The 21424-nt window shown below is 70.0% G+C and carries 21 protein-coding genes and 3 tRNA genes; 16 read left to right on the plus strand and 8 right to left on the minus strand.

All coding sequences use genetic code 11. The features are described from left to right. Positions 1-15: 15 nt before the first annotated feature. Positions 16-936, minus strand: a complete 921-nt coding sequence (locus AB0O65_RS01275; RefSeq protein ID WP_363382385.1) for an NADP-dependent oxidoreductase — start codon at positions 934-936, stop codon at positions 16-18. A 78-nt stretch (positions 937-1014) separates the two neighbouring features. Further along, a complete protein-coding gene (gene dgt / locus AB0O65_RS01280; RefSeq protein ID WP_363382388.1) occupies positions 1015-2493 on the minus strand; it encodes a dGTP triphosphohydrolase in 1479 nt (492 codons plus the stop codon). A 71-nt stretch (positions 2494-2564) separates the two neighbouring features. Here dgt and AB0O65_RS01285 point away from each other — a divergent pair, with 71 nt between their 5' ends. Both AB0O65_RS01285 and AB0O65_RS01290 read left to right on the plus strand, forming a co-directional pair. Continuing rightward, on the plus strand, positions 2565-3206 hold the full coding sequence (locus AB0O65_RS01285; RefSeq protein ID WP_071644884.1) for an NAD(P)-binding domain-containing protein: 642 nt from the start codon (positions 2565-2567) through the stop codon (positions 3204-3206). Continuing rightward, positions 3206-4075 carry an SDR family NAD(P)-dependent oxidoreductase gene (locus tag AB0O65_RS01290; RefSeq protein ID WP_363382391.1) on the plus strand — a complete coding sequence of 290 codons (870 nt, stop codon included), beginning with the start codon at positions 3206-3208 and terminating at the stop codon, positions 4073-4075. Before AB0O65_RS01285 ends, AB0O65_RS01290 begins: the two co-directional genes overlap by 1 nt. Before the next feature lie 44 nt (positions 4076-4119). On the opposite strand, the gene AB0O65_RS01295 is transcribed toward AB0O65_RS01290, so the two are convergent. From AB0O65_RS01295 to AB0O65_RS01305, 3 genes are all read right to left on the minus strand, one after another. Next, positions 4120-4192: transfer RNA gene (locus AB0O65_RS01295), tRNA-Phe, on the minus strand. A 69-nt stretch (positions 4193-4261) separates the two neighbouring features. After that, positions 4262-4335: transfer RNA gene (locus AB0O65_RS01300), tRNA-Asp, on the minus strand. A gap of 26 nt (positions 4336-4361) precedes the next feature. Beyond that, a tRNA-Glu gene (locus AB0O65_RS01305) sits at positions 4362-4434 on the minus strand. 229 nt (positions 4435-4663) lie between these two features. On the opposite strand from AB0O65_RS01305, the gene AB0O65_RS01310 reads away from it, so the two are divergent. Further along, positions 4664-6091, plus strand: coding sequence for a M23 family metallopeptidase (locus AB0O65_RS01310; protein ID WP_363382394.1), 1428 nt, complete (start codon positions 4664-4666; stop codon positions 6089-6091). A 75-nt stretch (positions 6092-6166) separates the two neighbouring features. Here the strand turns inward: AB0O65_RS01310 and ppa are convergent, their stop codons facing one another. After that, a complete protein-coding gene (ppa, locus tag AB0O65_RS01315; RefSeq protein WP_071644882.1) occupies positions 6167-6658 on the minus strand; it encodes an inorganic diphosphatase in 492 nt (163 codons plus the stop codon). Positions 6659-6762: 104 nt separating this feature from the next. On the opposite strand from ppa, the gene tilS reads away from it, so the two are divergent. Then, positions 6763-7752 carry a tRNA lysidine(34) synthetase TilS gene (gene tilS, locus AB0O65_RS01320; RefSeq protein ID WP_363382397.1) on the plus strand — a complete coding sequence of 330 codons (990 nt, stop codon included), beginning with the start codon at positions 6763-6765 and terminating at the stop codon, positions 7750-7752. On the opposite strand, the gene AB0O65_RS01325 is transcribed toward tilS, so the two are convergent. After that, positions 7753-8277 carry a DUF937 domain-containing protein gene (locus AB0O65_RS01325; protein ID WP_191712188.1) on the minus strand — a complete coding sequence of 175 codons (525 nt, stop codon included), beginning with the start codon at positions 8275-8277 and terminating at the stop codon, positions 7753-7755. It lies immediately after the preceding gene. An 84-nt stretch (positions 8278-8361) separates the two neighbouring features. On the opposite strand from AB0O65_RS01325, the gene hpt reads away from it, so the two are divergent. The 10 genes from hpt to AB0O65_RS01375 all read left to right on the plus strand — a co-directional run bounded on the left by hpt (position 8362) and on the right by AB0O65_RS01375 (position 16784). Beyond that, a complete protein-coding gene (gene hpt / locus AB0O65_RS01330) occupies positions 8362-8913 on the plus strand; it encodes a hypoxanthine phosphoribosyltransferase (protein ID WP_191712187.1) in 552 nt (183 codons plus the stop codon). Between the two features lie 79 nt (positions 8914-8992). Further along, entirely contained in the window at positions 8993-10999 is a 2007-nt protein-coding gene (ftsH, locus tag AB0O65_RS01335; protein WP_363382401.1) for an ATP-dependent zinc metalloprotease FtsH, read from the plus strand. A 1-nt stretch (position 11000) separates the two neighbouring features. Continuing rightward, positions 11001-11624 carry a GTP cyclohydrolase I gene (gene folE / locus AB0O65_RS01340; protein ID WP_363382404.1) on the plus strand — a complete coding sequence of 208 codons (624 nt, stop codon included), beginning with the start codon at positions 11001-11003 and terminating at the stop codon, positions 11622-11624. Beyond that, on the plus strand, positions 11621-12415 hold the full coding sequence (gene folP, locus AB0O65_RS01345) for a dihydropteroate synthase (RefSeq protein ID WP_363382407.1): 795 nt from the start codon (positions 11621-11623) through the stop codon (positions 12413-12415). The genes folE and folP overlap by 4 nt, the downstream gene beginning before the upstream one ends. Before the next feature lies 1 nt (position 12416). Further along, positions 12417-12785, plus strand: coding sequence for a dihydroneopterin aldolase (gene folB, locus AB0O65_RS01350; protein ID WP_363382409.1), 369 nt, complete (start codon positions 12417-12419; stop codon positions 12783-12785). Then, positions 12785-13324 carry a 2-amino-4-hydroxy-6-hydroxymethyldihydropteridine diphosphokinase gene (gene folK, locus AB0O65_RS01355; protein WP_363382412.1) on the plus strand — a complete coding sequence of 180 codons (540 nt, stop codon included), beginning with the start codon at positions 12785-12787 and terminating at the stop codon, positions 13322-13324. The genes folB and folK overlap by 1 nt, the downstream gene beginning before the upstream one ends. Then, on the plus strand, positions 13321-13785 hold the full coding sequence (locus AB0O65_RS01360; protein ID WP_363382415.1) for a DUF3180 domain-containing protein: 465 nt from the start codon (positions 13321-13323) through the stop codon (positions 13783-13785). Before folK ends, AB0O65_RS01360 begins: the two co-directional genes overlap by 4 nt. Further along, a complete protein-coding gene (locus AB0O65_RS01365) occupies positions 13754-14347 on the plus strand; it encodes a PH domain-containing protein (protein WP_363382417.1) in 594 nt (197 codons plus the stop codon). The genes AB0O65_RS01360 and AB0O65_RS01365 overlap by 32 nt, the downstream gene beginning before the upstream one ends. Next, complete coding sequence (locus AB0O65_RS01370; RefSeq protein WP_363382419.1) at positions 14344-16089, plus strand: PH domain-containing protein; 1746 nt, start codon at positions 14344-14346, stop codon at positions 16087-16089. The genes AB0O65_RS01365 and AB0O65_RS01370 overlap by 4 nt, the downstream gene beginning before the upstream one ends. Continuing rightward, positions 16086-16784, plus strand: a complete 699-nt coding sequence (locus AB0O65_RS01375) for a DUF2520 domain-containing protein (RefSeq protein WP_071644872.1) — start codon at positions 16086-16088, stop codon at positions 16782-16784. The genes AB0O65_RS01370 and AB0O65_RS01375 overlap by 4 nt, the downstream gene beginning before the upstream one ends. Positions 16785-16804: 20 nt before the next feature. Here the strand turns inward: AB0O65_RS01375 and AB0O65_RS01380 are convergent, their stop codons facing one another. Beyond that, positions 16805-18601, minus strand: a complete 1797-nt coding sequence (locus AB0O65_RS01380; RefSeq protein WP_363382422.1) for a DUF2207 domain-containing protein — start codon at positions 18599-18601, stop codon at positions 16805-16807. 90 nt (positions 18602-18691) lie between these two features. Here AB0O65_RS01380 and lysS point away from each other — a divergent pair, with 90 nt between their 5' ends. Beyond that, positions 18692-20215 (plus strand): lysine--tRNA ligase, encoded by a 1524-nt coding sequence (gene lysS, locus AB0O65_RS01385; RefSeq protein WP_363382425.1) that lies wholly within the window; start codon positions 18692-18694, stop codon positions 20213-20215. A gap of 13 nt (positions 20216-20228) precedes the next feature. Continuing rightward, on the plus strand, positions 20229-21419 hold the full coding sequence (locus AB0O65_RS01390; RefSeq protein ID WP_363382428.1) for a MarP family serine protease: 1191 nt from the start codon (positions 20229-20231) through the stop codon (positions 21417-21419). Positions 21420-21424 lie beyond the last annotated feature (5 nt).

The raw sequence follows: 21424 nt of genomic DNA on the forward strand, positions 1-21424 counted from the left end.
GACTGGCGGACCGGATCAGGGAACGATGACGAGCTTGCCGCGGGTGTGACCGCTCTGGTTGGCACGGAAGGCGTCTGCCACCCTGTCGAGCGGGAACGTCTCGGAGATCTCGACTCTCAGGTGCCCCTCCTGCGCGAGGTCTGCGAGGCGGTCGGTCTGCGTGCCATCGGGGCGCACCCAGATGTAACGGCCACCGTGCTGCATCACCGAGGGATCGGCCGTCGAGGCATGCGCCCCGCCCTCGCCGAGCACGTCGAGAGTCACGTCGAGCTGCCCGCCCACGAAGTCCGCGACAGCATCGACGGGCCCGCCGGCGAGCCCGCGCACGCGTTCGGCCAGTCCTTCGCCGTACGTGGTCGGCTCTCCGCCCAGCGAGCGGATGTAGTCGTGGTTGCGCTCGGATGCTGTGCCGATGATCTTCGCGCCTCGGGTCGCGGCGATCTGCACGGCGAAGCCGCCCACGCCGCCGGCGGCGCCGTGGATCAGCGCGGTGCGTCCGGTCAGGTCGCCGAGGGCGTCGATCGCCCGCAGCGCGGTGCCACCGGCGAGGGGGAGGGCACCTGCCTCCTCCCAGGAGAGAGCGGCCGGCTTGCGCGCCACAGCCGAGACCGGAACGGCCACGCGCTCCGCGAACGTGCCCGCGCTCACGGTGTCTTTGCGTGCGTAGGCCATGACCTCGTCGCCGACCGCGAATTCGGGGGTGTCCATCCCGACGGCGACGACGACACCCGCCACGTCCCACCCCGGGATCACCGGGAACTGCGTGGGCAGCAGAGCGTCGAGCCCGCCCCCCATGACCTTCCAGTCGACCGGGTTGACCCCGGCGGCGCGCACCTCGATGAGCACCGCCGCGGGCGGCAGCTTCGGGTCGGGCACCTCGCGCACCTCGAGAGTGTCGAGATCCTTCGAATACCGGTCGTACACGACAGCGCGCATGATGCCTCCTCGGAGTGGGTGCGAATGGCATCCACTCTTTCATGCGACGCGGGGCCGTGCTCGAGATCCGTGCCGGGCTTACAGCCCCTGCCCCGCATCCCACAGCCGCTCGGTGCGGCCGGCGAGCAGCGCGTCGAGCGAGATCGCCTGGGCGTCGGTGAGCGAGGCGACGTAGTCGATGATGCCGCGACCCCGACCGAGCATCTCGACGCCAGGGCCGTCTGCGCCGCTCCGGCCGAGGCGGCGATGGTCGTCGGTGGCCAGGTCGACGAGGTCGATCAGGCGGCGGGGCGCACGGCGGGCGTCACGCGGATCATCGAGCCACGCGGTGAACCCGTCGACGAGACGCTCGAGCACGCTGGCCTGACCGCGCTGATAGACCGCGAGGTCGGGCCGCTCGAGGATGAACCGCTCGTGCAGGAACTTCAGCACTGTCACCTCGTGCCATGCCTGGCGGTTGAGGCTGACGTGCCCGGAGCGGATGTCGGGATGCCGGTGGACCTCGATAGACGACTGCAGCCGGGCGATCCACGCGGTGGTGAACCGCGCGAGTGCGCGCTCGCTGGCGAGCGATCCGTCGAAGGGCTCGGCGACGAGGCCGTCGATCACCTCGGACGACACCTTGGCGACGGCTTCGCTGAACGCGTCGGGGTCGGCGATCCAGCTGTCCTTGACCTGCATCCGGCGCCACAGCAGCTCGAGGGAATGACCGGGCGTGCGCGTGTCGGACGCGAGAGTCGAATACTCCGCCGCGCGCAGCTGGGCGAGGTTGCGACGCCACGATCGGAACTCGGCCGACAGGGTCGCCGGGTTCAGCAGCCCGGCGCGGTAGAAGTCGTCGAGGTCGTGCAGGGAGTACGCGATGTCGTCGGAGAGGTCCATGATCGAGCACTCGACGGTCTGCTGCCCAGCGGCGATCGCCGGGTATGCGGAGAGCGCCTGACGGGCATCCGGTTCGTCGATGGCGTAGAAGCTGAACTTGCTGCCGCCGCCGCGTCGCGGCCCGCCCTCGCCACGCAGCCAGGGGTACTTGAGCACCGCGGCGCGCACGGCGGCGGTGAGGTTGAGGCCGACGCCGGGCCGGTCGTGCTCGTCGAGACGGGTGAGGATGCGGTAGGTCTGCGCATTGCCCTCGAAGCCCTCGGCGAGACCGAAGCGGGAGCGCGCGAGGCGGTCGAGCGTCTGCTCGCCGAGATGTCCGAACGGCGGATGCCCGAGGTCGTGCGCCGCGGCGGCCGCCTGCACCACCACGGGGTGTGCGCCGCCGAGCTCGGCGACGATCCGGTTCGCCTCGTCGGTGCGCGTCGAGAGGTGGGTCGCGATGGCCCGCGCAACCGCCGCGACCTTGATCGAGTGCGTGAGCCGGTTGTGCACGGCGAGGCCGGCGCCCGCCTGCGAGATGACCTGCGTGACGGCCGAGAGGCGCGAGTAGTACGGCGAGAAGCGGATGCGCTCGACGTCGACACGGAACTGCGGGTGCCCTTCCGCCCGCTGGAACTCGTCGAGCGTCTCGGGCAGTCGTCGCGTCTGGCGGGGATCATCCGGCTGCTGGGGCATGGATGTCAGTGTGCCACGCGCCCGTGTGACGGTCGGCGGAATATCCGCCCGCTCGACGGGTTGTGTCCGATATGACGACTCTCGGAATCATCGGCGCAGGACACATCGGCAGCCAGATCGCTCGAGCAGCGATCGGCGCAGGCTATGACATCGTGATCGCGAACTCCCGCGGGCCGGAGACCCTCACGGATCTCGTCGCCGAGCTCGGCGACAGCGCCCGCGCGGCGACCGCGGAGGAGGCCGGCGCGGCCGGTGACGTCGTGGTCGTGACCGTGCCGCTGCATGCTCTGAAGCAGATCCCCGTCGAACCCCTCGCCGGGAAGATCGTGCTCGACACCAACAACTACTACTTCGAGCGGGACGGCCACATCGACGCTCTCGACAGGGGACTGACCACGACCTCCGAGATGCTGCAGGAGCACCTGCCGACGTCTCGCGTCGCGAAGGCGTTCAACCACATCCAGGCCGAGCAGATCACCGCAGGCGGCATGCCCGCCGGCACCCCGAATCGTCGAGCGCTGGCGACGGCGAGTGACCATGCCGATGCCGCGGAGTTCGTGACCCACCTGTACGACCAGCTGGGATTCGACACGGTCAACATCGGCCCACTGAGCGAGTCGTGGCGCGTCGAACGAGACCGCCCGGCATACGTCGTGCGGCAGAACGCCGAGGAGCTGACTCAGAATCTGGCGATCGCCAACCGGCTGCCCTGATGACCGCGAAGACGATCGTGCTGACGGGTGCCAGCGATGGCATCGGCGCCGCAGCATCGCGCACACTGGTCGCTGACGGGCACACGGTCGTCCTCGTCGGGCGCTCGCCGCAGAAGACTGCAGCGCTGGCCAGCGAGCTCGACGCCGAGTACTTCACCGCGGACTTCGCGGACCTGTCTCAGGTGCGCGCGCTGGCAGGTGAGCTGAAGCGCGCCCACCCGCGCATCGACGTCCTCGTCAACAACGCCGGTGGCATCTTCGGCGACAGGACCAGAACAGTCGATGGCTTCGAGAAGACGCTGCAGGTGAACCATCTCGCGCCGTTCCTGCTCACGAACCTCCTCCTCCACACTCTGTTCGCGAGCAGCGCGTCGATCGTCAACACCTCCAGTGCCGCCGCGCGCCTGTTCGGATCGATCGACATCGACGACCTGAACAACGAGCGGGACTACTCGCCGAACAAGGCGTACGGCGACGCGAAACTCTGCAACATCCTCTTCACCAAGGAGCTGGAGCGTCGTTTCGGCCGCCGTGGTCTGTCGGCCGTCGCCTTCCACCCCGGCATCGTGCGCACGAGCTTCGCCTCGGACACCACGAGCGTGATGCGGTTCCTGTACCAGACGCCTCTGGCGCGCCTCATGGGTCTTCTCAGCCCCGAAAAGGGCGCCCGACCTCTGGTGTGGTTGGCAGAGGGTGATCCCGGTACGGACTGGGTGCCTGGCGAGTACTACGAGAAGCACAGGGTGGCGGCGACCAATCCGCAGGCGTCCGACGAGCAGCTCGCCTCCCTGCTGTGGCGTCGCAGCGCGGAATACGTCGGATTGCCGGACGACGCCTCACCAGGGCAAAGCAAAACCCCCGCCATGTAGAAGCTAGGCGAGGGTTTCTGGGCTAATTGTAATGATCAGCCGTGTGGCTCCGACCGGCATCGATCCGGTGACCTTTCGATTTTCAGTCGAACGCTCTACCAACTGAGCTACAGAGCCGTGCGGCACATCATGATCTGCCGCACCCTAGACGAAGAGCCTCCTCGAAAGAAGGCTCAACGCTCGGAGCGACCCTGACGGGACTTGAACCCGCGACCTCCGCCGTGACAGGGCGGCACGCTAACCAACTGCGCTACAGGGCCATAACTTTTAAATTGTATCGGAAGAGTGACCCCAACGGGATTCGAACCCGTGCTACCGCCGTGAAAGGGCGGCGTCCTAGGCCGCTAAACGATGGGGCCGAAGAGATTCCCGGGGGTTTCCCTTGCCGACGCTCAAGCATAAGGGCTGTCGGCGGCAAAAACGAAATCGAGGGCGCGTCGGCTTACATCCCGGGCGTTTCGGGAGGACGATGGGGTGAGAAGAGGCACGCCTCGCGCCTCCGCGCGCCGTCGCGGAAGAGCCGGCACCTGGTGTGACTGTGACGAATGTTGTTACTGTTACAGCTGTGAATCCGGCGGAAGGAGCCGAGTGAACGAGGACATTGCTGCGGATGCCCGGTCCGCAGGGGCCGACTGTGGGTGCGCCCCGACGCCCGCGGAACGCGAGGCCCTCTGGTCACGCTCGAAGCTCACCCGCCGCGGCGCACTGACCGTCGGTGCACTGAGTGCCATCGCCCTGTCGGCATTCGGCGTCTCGGCGACCACGCAGGGCGCCCAGGCCGCCGACTACCCCAGCTGGGACGACGTGCAGCGCGCGAAGGCCAACGAAGCGGCCAAGGCGTCTGAGATCACGCGCATCGAGGCGCTGATCAAGCAGCTCACCGATCAAGCCGCAGCCGCGGAGGCCGCTGCCCGCAAGGCCGGTGAGGAGTTCTACGCGGCACAGCAGGCGTACTTCGACCAGGCGGCCAAGGCGGACGATCTGCAGGCGCAGGCCGACGAGCAGGCCGAGATCGCCGCCGACAGTGCCCGCAAGGCCGGTCAGGTGGCCAACCAGCTCTACCGCAGCGGTGGCGACGAAGCCGCGCTCGAGCTCTTCCTCTCCGAGTCCTCCAACGGGGCCGACGACCTCCTCGCGCGCCTCGGCAGCATGGACAAGCTCGTCGAGTACAACCGCACGGTCGCCGAGCGCGCGGCATCGGCTCGAGACACCGCTCAGTCGCTCAGCAACCAGGCATCCACCGCGCGCGACGAGCGCGACCGGCTGCAGAAGATCGCCGAAGAGAAGATGCAGGCCGCCCAGCGCGCCGCTGACGCGGCGCAGGCCGCGCTCCAAGAGCGCCAGTCCAACCTCGTGACACTGCAGGCCCAGCTCGCCGCGCTGAAGGACAACACCACCGCGACGGTCGCCGGCTACCAGGAGGGCGAGCGTATCCGCAAGGCAGAGGAGGCGCGCCGTCGGGCCGAGGAGGCCGAGCGTCAGCGACGCGCCGCCGAAGAGGCCGCCAAGAACAACCAGGCCAGCGGCGGCGGCGGAGGCGGAAGCAGCAGCGGGGGTGGCGGCGGCGGAAGCGGCAGCGGCGGCGGCGGCGGCGGTGGAGCCGGGTCCGGTGCGTGGCGACGCCCGCACGGCGGGTACATCTCGTCGCACTACGGTCCGCGACCGCCGGTGTGCACGGGCGGCGTCTGCCGCTCGACCAACCACGGCGGCACCGACTTCGCGAACGGCTGCGGCGCGCCGATCTACGCGGCAGCGAGCGGCCGAGTGGACGCCGCGTTCTACAACGGCGGATTCGGCAACTGGGTGCGCATCCAGCACGGCAACGGCGTCGCGACCAGCTACGCGCACATGTCGGGCTACGCGGTCTCGTACGGCCAGCAGGTCAGCGCCGGTCAGGTCGTCGGATACGCCGGCAACACCGGCGCCTCCCAGGGATGCCACCTGCACTTCGAGGTGTACATCAACGGCGGCCGCACCAACCCTTACAACTTCCTGGCCGCCCGCGGCGCGATCTGACCCGCACAGCACCGAGAACGACAGAACCCCCGACCGACAGGCCGGGGGTTCTGCTGCAGATGCGGGGTGCGCGGGTCAGTGACCGTCGTTCGCGAAGCGCTCGATGGCCTCGTCGAGGATGCGCTGCGCCTCGGCGGCGTCGCCCCACGCGTCGACCTTGACCCACTTGTTGGGCTCGAGGTCCTTGTAGTGCTCGAAGAAGTGCGCGATCTCCTTCTTGGTGTACTCGGGCAGGTCGTCGATGTCCTGGATGTGCGCCCAGCGCGGGTCCTTCGACAGCACGGCGACGAGCTTGTCGTCGCCGCCGGCCTCGTCGCTCATCTTGAGCACGGCGACGGGGCGCACGTTCACGACGACGCCCGGGTAGATCGCGTGGTCGAGCAGCACGAGCACGTCGAGCGGGTCGCCGTCCTCGCCGAGCGTGTTGTCGAAGTAGCCGTAGTCGGCCGGGTAGCCGAAGGTGGTGTACAGGACGCGGTCGAGGTGGACGCGACCGGTCTCGTGGTCTACCTCGTACTTCACGCGGCTTCCGCGCGGGATCTCGATGACGGCGTCGTGTGCGCCCATGTGCTGTTCTCCTTGGATCGACGGTGTCGAAAGACGGGTGGATGCGCAGACCAGCCTACTCGGGCGACGTTCTCGTGACATGTGACCGCAGCTAGCCTGGACGCGTGCCCTCGCTCGATCCCGCCGTCGCCGAAATCCGCCGTGCCGTCCGTGCCGCGCTCGCGCCCCTCGGCGCTGCCCCCGTCGTCGTCGGTCTCTCCGGCGGGGCGGACTCCCTCGCGCTGACCGCAGCCACCGTCTTCGAAGCGCGGAAGCTCGGCCACAGCGTGGTGGCCGCGATCGTCGACCATGGCCTGCAGCCCGGGTCGGATGCCGTCGCCGCCCGCGTCGCCGACCGGGCTCGTGAACTGGGGGCGGATGCCGTCGTGCTGCCCGTGCGGGTCGATGCCGGGCATCCGGACGGGCCGGAGGCCGCCGCCCGCGCGGCGCGGCACACGGCGCTCGCGCGGTGCGCCGCCGACCGCGGTGCGACGGCCGTGCTGCTGGGACACACCCTCGACGACCAGGCGGAAACCGTGCTGCTCGGCCTCGCTCGCGGCTCGGGAGCCGCGAGCCTGCAGGGCATGGCGGCGGTGCGCACCGGCGATGACGGGATGCGGTGGATCCGGCCGCTGCTCGCGGTGCGCCGCGCCACCACGCGCGCGTTCTGCGCGGCATCCGGACTCGAGGTCTGGGACGACCCGCACAACCTCGATGACAGGTACGCCCGCGTGCGCACCCGCAACCGGGTGCTGCCGGTGCTCGAGGCCGAGCTCGGCCCCGGAATCGCCGAGGCGCTGGCACGCACCGCGGAGCAGCTGCGCGAAGACGCCGAGGCGTTCGACGAGATGATCCACGAGACCATCGAAGACATCGTCGAGCATGCCGAAGCGGGCATCTCCGTGAGCGTCGCGGCGCTCGCCGCGAACCCGGCGGCGCTGCGCAATCGCGTCATCCGCCTCGTCGTCGACAGCGAGTTCGGGGTCAGCCTGACGCGGTCGCAGACCCTCGAAGTGGCTCGCCTGGTGACCGACTGGTCGGGCCAGGGGCCGATCGATCTGCCCGCATGCACCGCACGACGGGCAGGCGGGCAGATCGTGTTCAGCGCGCGGTAGCTACTTGCGGCCGCCGAACAGCCCGCCGAGGATGTCGCCGAGGCCGCCGCCCAGGCCGCCGCCCGACGAGCCGCCCGAGCTGCGGTCGCCGCCGAGCAGACCGCCGAGGATGTCGCCCAGGCCGCCGCCCGAGCTGCCCTTGCTCTTGTTCGCGAGGATGCCCATGATGATCGGCGCGAGGATCGGCAGCAGCTTGCCGAAGTCGATGCCTCCGGCCGTCTTCTCGCTCTTGTTGAGCTTCTCGGCGACCTCGCCCTTGCGCTCGCCGAAGACGTGCGTGACGATCTTCTCGCCGTCGGCCTGGTCGACGTCGTCGACCGACGAGGCGCCGGCGAAGCCGCCGTGCCGGTTCAGCGCCTTCTCGATAGCGGCCGAGCCCTCGCCGCTCTCGGCATTCTTCGCCAGACCGCCGAGCAGCGTCGCGCCGCCCTCATGCACCGCCTGCCGCGCCACCTCCGGGCTGACGCCGAAGCGCTTCGCGATGTCATCGACCGGCACCTGCTTCAGGATCTCATCGACGTTCATGTCTTCCCTCCACGCAGGACGGATGCCCCGCTTCACCGCTCACAGTAGTGCGGAAGCCCATGTCGGTCGACCTAAGATCTATGCATGCGCGCTGCCGACATCCAGGACGACCTGACCGACATCCTCGTCACCGAGGAGGAGATCCACGCGAAGCTCGAGGAGCTCGCGGCGCAGGTGGCCACCGACTACTCCGGCAAGGACCTCCTGCTGGTCGGCGTCCTCAAAGGCGCGGTGATGGTGATGGCGGATTTCTCGCGCCGGCTGCCGATGAACGCGTCGATGGACTGGATGGCCGTCTCGAGCTACGGGGCGAGCACCAAATCGAGCGGCGTGGTGCAGATCCGCAAGGATCTCGACACCGACCTGCACGGCAAGCATGTGCTCATCGTGGAGGACATCATCGACTCGGGCCTGACGCTGAGCTGGCTGCTCGAGAACTTCGAGTCGCGCGGCGCCGAGTCGATCGAGGTGCTCGCACTGCTGCGCAAGCCCGAGGCGGCGAAGGTGCAGATCGACTGCAAGTACGTCGGGTTCGACATCCCGAACGAGTTCGTCGTCGGGTACGGCCTCGACTACGCCGAGAGCTATCGCAACCTGCGCGATGTCGCCGTGCTGGCGCCGCACGTCTACAGCTGACCGCACGCGCCTGGCGCGGGTACGCCCGTGGTGAACGTTCAGCGGACGCCTGAGTGCCGAGCGGTACGCTGAACGCATCATGGACGTCAAGAAGGTCTCACGCAATCCGCTGATCTACGTCGCGTTGATCGGCGCGCTGCTCTTCGCCGGTTTCCTGCTGATCTCGAACCTCTCGGCGCCCACGCAGGTGACCGTGCAGCAGGGTCTCGAGCTGCTCGACGGCGACACCGTGACGAAGGTGGTCAACACCGACGGCGACCAGCGGGTCGACCTCACGCTCTCGAAGGAGTTCGAGGGTGCGAAGAACGTGCAGTTCTACTACGTCGAGGCGCGCGCCGACCAGGTCGTGGAGGCCATCGACGCCGCCGAGATCAAGGCGAAGGACGCCAGCGACGTGGTGCCACGGGCGACCTGGTTCGACGGCTTCATCTCGCTGCTGCTTCCGCTCGTGCTGCTGGGCCTGCTGTTCTGGTGGCTGCTCTCGTCGATGCAGGGCGGCGGCAGCAAGGTGATGCAGTTCGGCAAGTCGAAAGCCAAGCTCGTCAGCAAGGAGACCCCGACCGTCACTTTCGGCGACGTCGCCGGGGCGGAAGAGGCCATCGAGGAGCTGCACGAGATCAAGGAGTTCCTCCAGGATCCGGCCAAGTTCCAGGCCATCGGCGCGCGCATCCCGAAGGGCGTGCTGCTGTACGGCCCTCCCGGAACCGGAAAGACGCTGCTCGCCCGCGCCGTGGCCGGCGAGGCCGGTGCACCCTTCTACTCGATCTCCGGTTCGGACTTCGTGGAGATGTTCGTCGGCGTCGGAGCCTCCCGCGTGCGCGACCTGTTCACCCAGGCCAAGGAGAACGCTCCCGCCATCATCTTCATCGACGAGATCGACGCCGTCGGCCGTCACCGCGGTGCCGGCATGGGCGGTGGCAACGACGAGCGCGAGCAGACGCTGAACCAGATGCTCGTCGAGATGGACGGCTTCGACCCCAACGCGAACGTCATCGTCATCGCGGCGACCAACCGCCCCGACATCCTCGACCCCGCTCTGCTGCGCCCCGGTCGCTTCGACCGCCAGATCGGCGTCGACGCCCCCGACATGAAGGGTCGCCAGCAGATCCTCGAGGTGCACGCCAAGGGCAAGCCGCTCGCGCAGTCGGTCGACCTAGAGGTCGTCGCACGCAAGACCCCAGGCTTCACCGGTGCGGATCTCGCGAATGTGCTGAACGAGGCGGCTCTGCTGACCGCGCGCTCGAACGCGCAGCTGATCGACAACCGCGCGCTCGACGAGGCGATCGACCGCGTGATCGCCGGCCCGCAGCGCCGCACCCGGGTCATGAAGGACAAGGAGAAGCTCATCACGGCGTACCACGAGGGCGGCCACGCCCTCGCGGCGGCGGCGATGAACTACACCGACCCGGTGACGAAGATCACGATCCTGCCGCGCGGCAAGGCGCTCGGGTACACGATGGTCATGCCGCTGGATGACAAGTACTCCGTGACCCGCAACGAACTGCAGGACCAGCTGACCTACGCCATGGGCGGTCGCGTCGCCGAGGAGCTCGTCTTCCACGACCCGACCACCGGCGCCTCGAACGACATCGAGAAGGCGACCAGCATCGCCCGCAAGATGGTCATCGAGTACGGCATGACCACCCAGCTCGGCCCGGTCAAGCTCGGCTCCGAGGGCGGCGAGCCGTTCGCCGGTCGTGACATGGGGCGCGGTCGCGAGTACTCCGAGACGGTCGCCGAGCGCGTCGACGCCGAGGTGCGCGCGCTGATCGAACAGGCGCACAACGAGGCGTACAAGGTGATCAGCGAGAACCGCGACATCCTCGACCGCCTCGCCCTGGCGCTGCTCGAGGAGGAGACCCTCGATCACAACCGGATCGCCGAGATCTTCACCGAGGTGCGCAAGCTCCCGGAGCGCCCGCAGTGGCTCTCCAGCGAGGAGCGGCCGGTGTCGACGCTGCCGCCCATCGCCGTGCCCCGCCGCGTCGAGGAGGGCGTGGCCGCGCAGACCGCGCAGACCGCCGGCTCGGCTCGCACGTCGAGCGCACCCGCGACCTGCGGGCAGGCCCGACCGGCGACGGCGTGACGTGAGCGTCGACAGGGCGCGCGTCGAGCGGCTCACCCGCGAACTGCTCGAGGCGATCGGCGAGGACCCGGATCGGCCGGGTCTCACGCAGACCCCGAGCCGCATGGCCGAGCTGTACGGCGAGTTCTTCGCCGGCGTCGGCGAGGAGCCGGCGTCGCATCTCGCGCGCACCATCAGCGTCTCGCGAGGGCCGGCGCCGGACACCCTGCCCTCCGGGGCGGTGCTGATGCGCGACATCCGCTTCCGCTCGGTGTGCGAGCATCACCTGCTGCCCTTCGCCGGAGTCGCGCACATCGCCTATCTGCCCGGTGAGCAGGTGGTCGGCCTGGGTGCGCTGGTGAAGGTCGTCGAGACTCTCGCGACCCGTCCGCAGGTGCAGGAGCGGCTCGGCGAGCAGGTGGCGGATGCCATCGCCGAGAATCTCGACACCCGCGGCGTGCTCGTCGTGCTCGACGCCTCGCACGGATGCGTGACCATGCGCGGCGGGCGACAGCCGCTGGCGACCACGGTGACCATCGCGGCACGCGGCGCGTTCACCGATCCGGCCGCCCGTGCCGAGCTCATCGCCCTGATCAGCGCACCGACCGCAGGCTCAGGTGTCCAGGGCGCCGGAGGCCACGGATGACGGGCATCTGGGGCATCCTGAACATCACTCCCGACTCGTTCAGCGACGGCGGCCGCTACGTCGAGCTCGACATCGCCGTCGCGCGCGCTCGCGCGATGCGCGCGCAGGGAGCCAGCATCATCGACGTGGGCGGCGAGTCCACCCGGCCCGGTGCGGAGCGCATCGGCAGCGCCGAGGAGCAGCGCCGTGTGCTCCCGGTGATCGAGGCGCTCACCGCCCACGGCATCCCCACGTCGATCGACACGCTCAACGCCGACACCGCAGCCGAAGCCGTCCGCGCCGGGGCGCGCATCGTGAACGACGTGTCCGGTGGCCTCGCCGACGACGAGATGCTCAGGACGGCGGCCGATCTGGATGCCGACATCGCCATCGGCCATTGGCGCGGACCGTCGACGGACATGTACGCCCGCGCGCAGTATGCGCGGATCGCCCGCGAGGTCGCATCCGAGCTGCGGGAGCGGGTCACGGCGGCTGCCGTCGCCGGCATCGCGCCGTCGCGCGTCATCCTCGACCCCGGCATCGGCTTCGCGAAGTCGGGAGAGCAGAACTGGGAGGTGCTGCGTGGGCTGGACGAGATCATCGCCCTCGGGCACCGCGTGCTGGTCGGCACGTCGCGCAAGCGCTTCCTGGCCGAGACCCTCGACGGTCAGCCCGACCAGTCGCGCCGTGACCTCGCCACCGCCGTGACGAGCGCGCTCGCCGCACGCGCCGGAGCGTGGGCGGTGCGAGTGCACGACGTGGGCGCAACCCGGGATGCACTGGCCGTGGCGAGCGCGTGGGATGGAGCCTGACATGGACGAACTCGACGAGATCACCCTCACCGGGCTGACCGTGTTCGGCTATCACGGCGTCTTCGACTTCGAACGTCGGCAGGGCCAGGAGTTCACGATCGACCTCATGCTGCAGCTGTCGCTGGTCGCGGCGGCCGCGACGGATGACGTCGCCGACACCGTGCACTACGGCGAGCTGGCCGACACCGTCGCGGCGATCGTCGCCGGTGAGCCGGTGAACCTGATCGAGACCCTCGCGAATCGCATCGCGGATGCTGCGCTCGAGGATGCGCGCGTGCAGAACGTGGCGGTCACCGTGCACAAGCCGAGCGCGCCGATCGAGCAGAGCTTCGCCGACGTGTCGGTCACCGTCCGCCGGAGGCGACCGTGATGGATCGCCGTCTCACGCACCTGCCCGCACCGCCCGACCCGCGGCCGGGCCGGCTGCCTCAGGTCGCGGTGATCGCGCTCGGATCCAACGAGGGCGACCGCGGTGAGATGCTGCGTGCCGCCGCGGAGCGGCTGCGTCGTCTGCCGCTGGTCGACGACCTCGTGATGTCGGAGCCCATCGAGACGGTCGCGGTGAAACCCGACGGCCCCGACCCCGACGCGCCGCCCTACCTCAACGCCGTCGCACTGATGACGACCCGCCTCGCACCGCAGGTGCTGCTCGGCATGCTGCACGCGGTGGAGGAGGAGCAGGGTCGGATGCGGCTCGAGCGCTGGGGCGACCGCACGCTCGACCTCGACCTGATCACCTACGGTGACTTCGCCAGCGACACCCCGCACCTGCAGGTGCCGCATCCGCGCGCTGCCGAACGGCTCTTCGTGCTGGAGCCCTGGCTCAGCATCGATCCCGACGCGGTGCTCCCCGGAGCGGGCCGAGTCGACGAGCTGGTGCGCAGACTGCGATCGTCGGACGACCGATGAAGCGCACCTCGGCCGCGTCGCTTCTCCTGCTCGCGCTGCTGTCTACCGGCGCCGGCTTCGCGTTCGACCACATGCTCACCGTCACCGGACGCGCGACCTTCACCCCGTCCGGCTTCCTCCCGGTGCTGCTCGTGCTCATCGCGATCGCCGTGCTGGTGCTCGCCGTGCCGGTGCGGCGCAGCACCCGCGGCGGTCGGCGTATCGATCCGTTCCGCGCGCTGCGCGCCGCCACCCTGGCGCGAGCGTCGAGTCTGCTCGGCGCGATCCTCGCCGGCTTCGGGGCCGGCCTGCTGCTCTACCTCTCCACCCGCCCGGTGCCGGCGCCGGTAGGGTCGGTGGTGGCGATGATCGCCCTCATCATCTGCGCAGCGCTGCTGGTCGGGGTGGCCCTCATCGCGGAACAGTTCTGCACCCTCCCGAAGGATCCTGATGAGCGACAGCCAGACGAACCCGCCTCGTGAGCCGAGCCTCGAACGTCCGGCTCCCGCACCGGCCGACGTGCTTGACGAGGGGACGTACTCGGGCATCCGCATCCCGCGCGGCAGCGGAGCCCTCGCGCTCGACGGGACCTGGCACCAGATCTCACCGCGCTACGTGACCTCGCAGCTGGTGCAGAACGCGATCATCATCGTGATCGTCGCGATCGCTGCGGCCATCGCCGCCGTCGTTCTCGAGATGACGTGGGTCTGGATCCCCGCGGGCGCTCTCATCGCGATCGACGTCATCACGCTCGCGATCCTGCCGCGACAGGCGAAGGCGCTCGGCTACATGCTCCGCCCCGACGACATCGTCTTCCGCCGCGGCATCCTGTGGCAGCGGATGGTGGCCGTGCCGTACGGGCGGATGCAGCTCGTCGACATCACGCAGGGGCCTCTCGACCGCGTCTTCGGGCTCTCGCAGCTGAAGATGGTCACCGCCGCGGCCGCCACCGGCGTGCAGATCCCCGGTCTGACACAGGCGGCAGCCGAGGCGCTGCGCGACACCCTCATCGAGGTCGCCGAGACGCGACGGACCGGTCTGTGAGCATCCCGGAGCAGCGCCCCACGGCGCCCGGCGCCCTGCCCCAGGGCGGGTCGTCGTCGCTCGCCGACGGCGAGTGGCACCGGATGCATCCGCTCACCCCCCTGTTCAAGGGGGGACTCGCGCTGCTCGTGGTGGCGGGCATCATCATCACCAACATGCGCGACAAGGTGATCGACTGGGTCGTTCGGCTCTTCGCTCCCGACTCGGGCTTCCGCGCCAGCGGCGGCGACCCCGTCGACTGGGTCCTCGAGAACGACCTCGTGCTGCTCGCGCTGCTGGCCGTGCTCGGACTGGTCGTGCTGCTCATCGCCGTGTTCTGGTTCCTCTGGCGGTTCCAGCAGTTCCGGATCACGGGCGAGCACGTCGAGGTGCGCAAGGGGCTGCTGTTCCGGTCGCACCGTCGCGCACCGCTGGATCGGGTGCAGGGCGTGAACCTCACCCGCCCGTTCCCCGCGCGCCTGATCGGGCTGGCCAAGCTCGAGGTCGTCGGCGCCGGCAACGACGCGAACGTGCCCCTCGAATACCTCTCCACAGGAGTCGCGGAGGCGGTGCGCGCCGACATCCTGCGGCTGGCCGCCGGCGCCCGCAGCGCTCGACTCGTGGCATCCGGAGCGACGCCGCCGCAGACGGCCCGCGAGGCGATCATCGGGTCGATGAACGCGGGTGTGACGGGTCTGATCGAAGGGGTCGATCTTGCCGACATCGAACCCGAGAGCGTGGTCAAGATCCCCACCGGGCGGCTGATAGGCTCGCAGCTCGTCTCGGCGGTGCTGTGGCTGCTCTTCTTCGGCGGCATCTACGTCGTCTCCGTCGTCGCGATGTTCCTCGGGATGAGCGGCGACGGCGAGGATCCCGCCGAGATCGCGCTTCTGACGCTCGGCATCAGCCTGGGCGTCGGCATCCCGCTCATCATCGCCGTGGTCGGCATCACCTGGGCGCAGATCTCGAAATCGCTGCGCTATTCGATTGCGTCGACCCCGGACGGCGTGCGCATCACCTTCGGCCTGCTGACGACGGTCACCGAGACACTGCCGCCAGGGAGGATCTTCGCGGTCGAGGTGTCGCAGTCCCTGCTGTGGCGCCCGTTCGGCTGGTGGACGGTGAAGATCAACCGCATGACGGGCAAGAGCGCCGCGCAGCAGACATCTGGCAGCGCGCAGCAGTTCAACATCGTGCTGCCGGTCGGTCGCCGCGCCGACGTCGAGCGGGTCCTCGGACTGGTTCTGCCCGGCATCACCCCGGCCGAGATCGCGGAGATGTGGGAGGACGGCGTGGTCGGTCCAGGGACCGACGATCCGTACCGGACCATCCCGGCGCGGGCAGCCTGGCGCCGCCCGCTGTCGTGGAAGCGGCACGGATACCGCCTCACCGAGCACGCGGTGCTGGTGCGCCGAGGGTTCCTGTGGCGACGCCTCGCCGTGTTCCCCCTCGCGCGGCTGCAGAGCCTGTCGATCTCGCAGGGGCCGATCGACCGACTGCAGCGGGTCTCGCACGGGCAGATCCATTCGGTCGCGGGACCCGTCACCGGCACGATGTCGGGTCTCGAGCGCGACGACGCGATCGCGCTGCTCGACGGCGTCAGCCGGGCGGCCGCGCTCGCCGCGTCGGCCGACCGCACCCACCGCTGGGCCGAGCACGTGACCGACGCGGTGGGATCCGACAGCAGGCCGGCGCAGCCCGACGGTGAGGTGCTGCGCGCCGACGGCGAGGCGGTCCCGCCGCCCGGATGGGTGCAGCGATGACGCGCGAGGGGCGCCTGGGCATCGGCATCATCGGCGCGGGCCGGGTCGGCCCGATCATCGGAGCCGCGCTCGCCGGCGCCGGCCACGCGATCACCGGCATCACCTCCGGCTCGGACGACGACCGCGCGGCCGCCGTCCTGCCCGGCGTGCCCGTGCTGGATGCGCTGGAGGTGACGCGGCGCAGCGAGCTCGTGATCGTGGCCGTGCCGCACGCCGAGCTGCCAGGGCTCGTCAGCGGCATCGCCGAGCTCGGAGGCTGGCAGATGGGTCAGCTCGTGCTGCACACCGATCCCGCGTACGGCACCGAGGTGCTGCGCCCGGCCGCCGAGCGCGGGGCGATCCCACTCGCCGTGCATCCGGCCATCTCGTTCACGGGCACGACGATCGACCTGCGACAGCTGCAGGTCGCCTTCGCCGCCGTGACCGCCCCGGCGGCCGTGCTGCCGATCGCCCAGGCCCTGGCCGTGGAGATGGGCTGCGAGCCGGTCGTCGTCGCCGAGACGGATCGGCCCACGTACGCCGAGGCGATCGCCACGGCATCCGAGTTCTCCCGCTCCATCGTGCAGCAGGCCACCGGTCTGCTGCGCGGCGTCGGGGTCGACAACCCGGGCGGCTACCTCTCGGCCCTGGTCGGCTCGACCGTCGAGCAGGCGCTGCGCGCGGCATCCGATCCGCTCGCGCCTCCTGCCGACTGAACCCTCCGCCGCGGCTCGCGTCAGCGACCGCCGGAGAAGCCGCCGCCACCGCCGCCACCCGAGAAGCCACCGCCGGTCGACCCGCCGGATGAGCTCGAGGCGGGCGTGTACGTCGCCGCGGTGGTCATCGAGGTGGAGTAGGTCGACAGGCGCGTCGCGAGGGAGACGCCGACGTAGGTGCTGACCCAGTCGGGGTCTCGTCCGGTGTCGGCGTACGTCGTCTCGAGCACCGTCGACCAGCTGCGCTCCTCGCCGAAGAGCATCGCGTACGGCAGCAGCTTCTCGTACAGATGGATCACGTCGATCGAGCCGTCGGCGCGACGTTCGGCGCCATCGACCGACTGCAGCATGCGCAGCCGATCGGTCTCCGCGACCCGGATGAACTCCCGCACCCCCCGCAGGTACTCGGAGCGCTCCGCGCCCTGCGGGGTGAGCACCGTGTGCCGGCTGAACGCCACGATCGCCGAGACCCCGACACCGACGGCGCTGATGACGAAGGCGATGATCGACAGCGGCAGCAGGTCGCGGTCCTTCGAGGCCGTCCAGATGAGCAGAGCGAGGGTGACGGCCAGCATCCCGAGCGACACCCAGCCGATCGTCGTAGCCGCTCGGCTGCGCTCGGAGGTGACCCAGCCGCGCCGCCTCGCCTCGGCCGCGCCCTTGCCGACCAGCTTCTGCATACGCTTGGCGAACGTGGTGCTCGTGCGCGGGATGCGACGGACCGTGGTCTCTCCGGGGAACAGGGCATCCAGGGTGGCGGCATCGAGAGGATGCCCGGAACGGGTCCTGTCGAGCAGGCGCAGGGCCGGCCGATCGTCGCCGTCGTCTTCCAGGCGCAGCGCACCCTGCACCGCGAGGTGCACCATCTGCGCGGGCGCGGGGTTCGGGGCACCGACGATGAGAGGGGCCGCGACGAGGGGCGGCAGGTCGGCGGGCACATCGAACTGGGCGACGATGATGCCCGTCGCGGTGCGACGGCGACGCCGCATGCGCGCGACCGCGATCCAGGCACCGACGGCGGTGACCAGCGTCACGCCGCCGGCGACGACCGGCGCGAAGTCCGCCACCGGATCGGGTTCTCTCGCGGCGGGCTGGGTGACCGTGCCGCCCGCGAACCCGATGGCCACGGTGACGCCGTCGCCCGCCTCGCGGGCGCCGGAGCGCACCCGGAAGGTGGAGCCGTCGTCCGACTCCTCGATCTCGCAGGCGATCCGCTGGCCCTGCTGCCCGGCATAGCAGGCGGTGTCGCCGGTCGCCGCAGAAGCGAGCTCGGGCGCGAAGCGGATCTCGGCGTCGAAGCGGCCGATGGCCTGGGTGCTGTTCAGAGGCAGGAGATTCCAGTAGAACTCGTCGTTGCCCGACTCGGTGCCGTGCACCATCACGTCACGCATCGTCGAGCGGATCACGTACGTCGTCGAGCCGTGCACGTAGTCGTCGGTGCCGGTGAGCACGAGCACCATGTCGTCCTCGGTCTCGACCTCGAAGGGCACGTCACGCCCCTCGGCATCCGTCACGGAGACGATGTCGATGTCGAGTCCCGCGCCCAGATACCGCTGCGGGTAGCCGCGGATGATGCCCTTGTTCTGATCGTGCGACGGGAACTCGGCGACCAGCGTCTCGGTCACCTGTGCGATCGATCTGCCCTCTGCGTCGAGGGCGACGTCGTATTCGGCCGACCATGACGAGTACGAGAAGTCGTCGACGTCGGCGGACGCGGGAGCGACGGGGATCAGCGCGGCGATCAGCCCGACGGCGAACGCGAGCGCGATGAGCACCCTCCGGACATCGGGCAGGGCGGATTCTCGCGGAGCGGGCATGCCGAGAGGGTATCGCGGCAGCAGACGGCAGCTCCGGGCAGACAGGCGCGCGCCGGTAGACTCGAGGGGACTTTCCAAGGAGCCCCACCCATGACTGACGCGCCCGCGCCGACCCCCGCATCCGCCGAGCTGGTAGACGACGTCTTCGAGCAGAAGGCGGTTCGCCTCGCCAAGCGCGAGCGGCTGATCGAGAAGCGGGCGGATGCCGGCGGTGGCGCGTTCCCCGTCTCGGTGCCGGTGACGCACAGCATCCCGTCGCTGCGGGCCGAGTACGGCGAGCTCGAGCCCGACACGGCCACCGGAGTCACCGCGGGTGTGGCCGGACGCGTGGTGTTCAGCCGTAACACCGGCAAGCTCTGCTTCGCAACGCTGCAGGCCGGCGACGGCTCGCGCATCCAGGCCATGGTGTCGCTGGCGAACGTGGGGGAGGAGTCGCTTGCCGACTGGAAGGCGCTCGTCGACCTCGGTGACCACGTCTTCGTGCGCGGCGAGGTCATCTCCAGCCGCCGCGGTGAGCTGTCGATCATGGCCGATGCCTGGCAGATCGCGTCGAAGGCGATCCTGCCGCTGCCGAACGCGTACTCCGAGCTCAGCGAGGAGGGCCGCGTGCGCAGCCGCTTCCTCGACCTCATCGTGCGCGATCAGGCACGCACCACGGTGCGCGCCCGCGCAGCCGTGAACGCCAGCCTGCGTGCGACGTTCACCTCGCACGACTTCCTCGAGGTCGAGACGCCGATGCTCCAGGTGCAGCACGGCGGAGCCTCGGCGCGACCCTTCATCACCCACTCCAACGCGTTCGACACAGAGCTCTACCTGCGCATCGCGCCCGAGCTGTACCTGAAGCGCGCGGTCGTCGGCGGCATCGAGCGGGTGTACGAAATCAACCGCAACTTCCGCAACGAGGGCGCCGACTCGACCCACAGCCCCGAGTTCGCGATGCTCGAGGCGTACCAGGCGTACAGCGACTACAACGGCATCGCCGACCTCACCCAGGAGCTCATCCAGAACGCGGCGGTCGCCGTCGCCGGATCCACTACGGTCACCTGGGCCGACGGCACGGAGTACGACCTCGGCGGCGAGTGGGATCGCATCTCGATGTACGGCTCGCTGTCTGCCGCCGCGGGGCGCGAGTTCACTCCGCAGGACGATGTGGCCGACCTCATCGCCTTCGCCGAGGCGAACGGCGTCGACATCCCGCCGCACCCCACTCACGGCAAGCTGATCGAAGAGCTCTGGGAGCACTTCGTCAAGGTCGATCTCGTGCGCCCGACCTTCGTGATGGACTTCCCCGTCGACACCTCTCCTCTCGTGCGCGAGCACCGTTCGATCGCGGGCGTCGTCGAGAAGTGGGACCTGTACGTGCGCGGCTTCGAACTCGCCACCGGGTACTCCGAGCTGGTCGACCCCGTCATCCAGCGCGAGCGCTTCGTCGAGCAGGCGAAGCTGGCAGCCGGTGGTGACCTCGAGGCGATGCGCGTCGACGAGGAGTTCCTGCGTGCACTCGAGCACGGCATGCCGCCGTCCGGCGGCATGGGCATGGGCATCGACCGCCTGCTGATGGCCATCACGGGCCTCGGCATCCGCGAGACCATCCTCTTCCCGCTTGTGAAGTGACCGGACCGGGAGCATGACGCCGAACGTCGTCGACCTGCTGATCGCCGTGCTGCTGATCGCATCGGTCGGCACGGGACTCGGCGCAGGACTGTTCGCCGTGCTCGGTTCGGTGTGCGGTCTGGTGCTCGGCGCGCTCGCCGCACCGTGGGTGCTGCCCCTCGTGGCGCGCGCAGTGCCGGAGAGCGGACCGCGAGGGCTTCTGCTGGTGCTCACGGCTGTCGCGCTGCTCGCCGTGGGCGCGAGCATCGGCGCGGCTATCGGCCGCGTCGTTCGCCGCGGTGCCGACCGGCTGAAGCTCCGGCTGGTGGAGCGGATGCTCGGCGGGCTCACCGCCCTGGTCGCCTCGGCCCTGGCGATCACGATGGTCGGCTCTTCCATCGCCGCCGCGGGTGTGCCCGTGCTGTCGGCCACCGTCGCGTCGTCGAGCGTGCTGCGCACCGTCGAGCGGTACATCCCGCAGCCGCTCGCGGATGCCGCCGCCCGCCTCAACGCGTTCGCGTTCGGAGAGACGGTGCTGCCCACCCTCGAGGGGCTGCTGCAGCCCGGGCAGCTGGACGCGGCTCCGGAGGCGACGCCGATCGATCTCGCCACCCCGGAGCTTGAACGCGCTGCGGGCTCCGTCGTGAAGGTCTCGGGCGCAGCGGACGGCTGCGGGGTCGTCTCCACGGGAACCGGGTTCGTGATCGCCGAAGACCGCATCATCACCAACGCGCACGTCCTGGCCGGCGTCCGCGCGCCGATCGTGGAGGTGCCGGGCGAACCGGCCCGCGATGCGACCGTGGTGTACTTCGATCCGATCGACGACATCGCCGTGATCGCCGCCGACGTGCAGGCTGAGCCGCTGGGCCTGGCCGGAGCGCTGGCCCCGGGCGAGGGCGGCGCGGTGATGGGCTACCCGTTCGGCGGTCCGTTCCGGGTCACGGGCGCAGGCGTGGTCTCGTCGTCGAGCGCGCCCGTGCGCGACATCTACGGTGACAGCACGGCGCTGCGCAGCGTCTACGCCCTGCGGGCGCAGGTCGAACCCGGCAACTCGGGCGGACCGCTGCTCACCGCGGGCGGGCAGGTCGCCGGGATGGTGTTCGCCAAGGACGCCGCAACACCCGACGTGGGCTATGCGATGACGAACGACGAGCTGCTGCCGGTCATCGCGCAGCTCGACGAGGCCTCGGCACCCGTGCCGGTCGGGGCGTGCATCCCCCGCTGATCGCG

The organism is Microbacterium sp. NPDC077391, from assembly GCF_040686955.1.
GTDB classification, from domain to species: domain Bacteria; phylum Actinomycetota; class Actinomycetes; order Actinomycetales; family Microbacteriaceae; genus Microbacterium; species Microbacterium commune.

Coding starts and splice junctions, on each gene's coding strand:
- hpt (WP_191712187.1), top strand. CDS start 8,362: ATGCGCGCTGCCGACATCCAGGACGACCTGACCGACATCCTCGTCACC.
- ppa (WP_071644882.1), bottom strand. CDS start 6,658: ATGGGCGCACACGACGCCGTCATCGAGATCCCGCGCGGAAGCCGCGTG.
- AB0O65_RS01285 (WP_071644884.1), top strand. CDS start 2,565: ATGACGACTCTCGGAATCATCGGCGCAGGACACATCGGCAGCCAGATC.
- AB0O65_RS01275 (WP_363382385.1), bottom strand. CDS start 936: ATGCGCGCTGTCGTGTACGACCGGTATTCGAAGGATCTCGACACTCTC.
- ftsH (WP_363382401.1), top strand. CDS start 8,993: ATGGACGTCAAGAAGGTCTCACGCAATCCGCTGATCTACGTCGCGTTG.
- AB0O65_RS01325 (WP_191712188.1), bottom strand. CDS start 8,277: ATGAACGTCGATGAGATCCTGAAGCAGGTGCCGGTCGATGACATCGCG.
- folK (WP_363382412.1), top strand. CDS start 12,785: ATGGATCGCCGTCTCACGCACCTGCCCGCACCGCCCGACCCGCGGCCG.
- AB0O65_RS01360 (WP_363382415.1), top strand. CDS start 13,321: ATGAAGCGCACCTCGGCCGCGTCGCTTCTCCTGCTCGCGCTGCTGTCT.
- dgt (WP_363382388.1), bottom strand. CDS start 2,493: ATGCCCCAGCAGCCGGATGATCCCCGCCAGACGCGACGACTGCCCGAG.
- AB0O65_RS01375 (WP_071644872.1), top strand. CDS start 16,086: ATGACGCGCGAGGGGCGCCTGGGCATCGGCATCATCGGCGCGGGCCGG.
- lysS (WP_363382425.1), top strand. CDS start 18,692: ATGACTGACGCGCCCGCGCCGACCCCCGCATCCGCCGAGCTGGTAGAC.
- AB0O65_RS01390 (WP_363382428.1), top strand. CDS start 20,229: ATGACGCCGAACGTCGTCGACCTGCTGATCGCCGTGCTGCTGATCGCA.
- folB (WP_363382409.1), top strand. CDS start 12,417: ATGGACGAACTCGACGAGATCACCCTCACCGGGCTGACCGTGTTCGGC.
- AB0O65_RS01365 (WP_363382417.1), top strand. CDS start 13,754: ATGAGCGACAGCCAGACGAACCCGCCTCGTGAGCCGAGCCTCGAACGT.
- AB0O65_RS01290 (WP_363382391.1), top strand. CDS start 3,206: ATGACCGCGAAGACGATCGTGCTGACGGGTGCCAGCGATGGCATCGGC.
- folP (WP_363382407.1), top strand. CDS start 11,621: ATGACGGGCATCTGGGGCATCCTGAACATCACTCCCGACTCGTTCAGC.
- AB0O65_RS01380 (WP_363382422.1), bottom strand. CDS start 18,601: ATGCCCGCTCCGCGAGAATCCGCCCTGCCCGATGTCCGGAGGGTGCTC.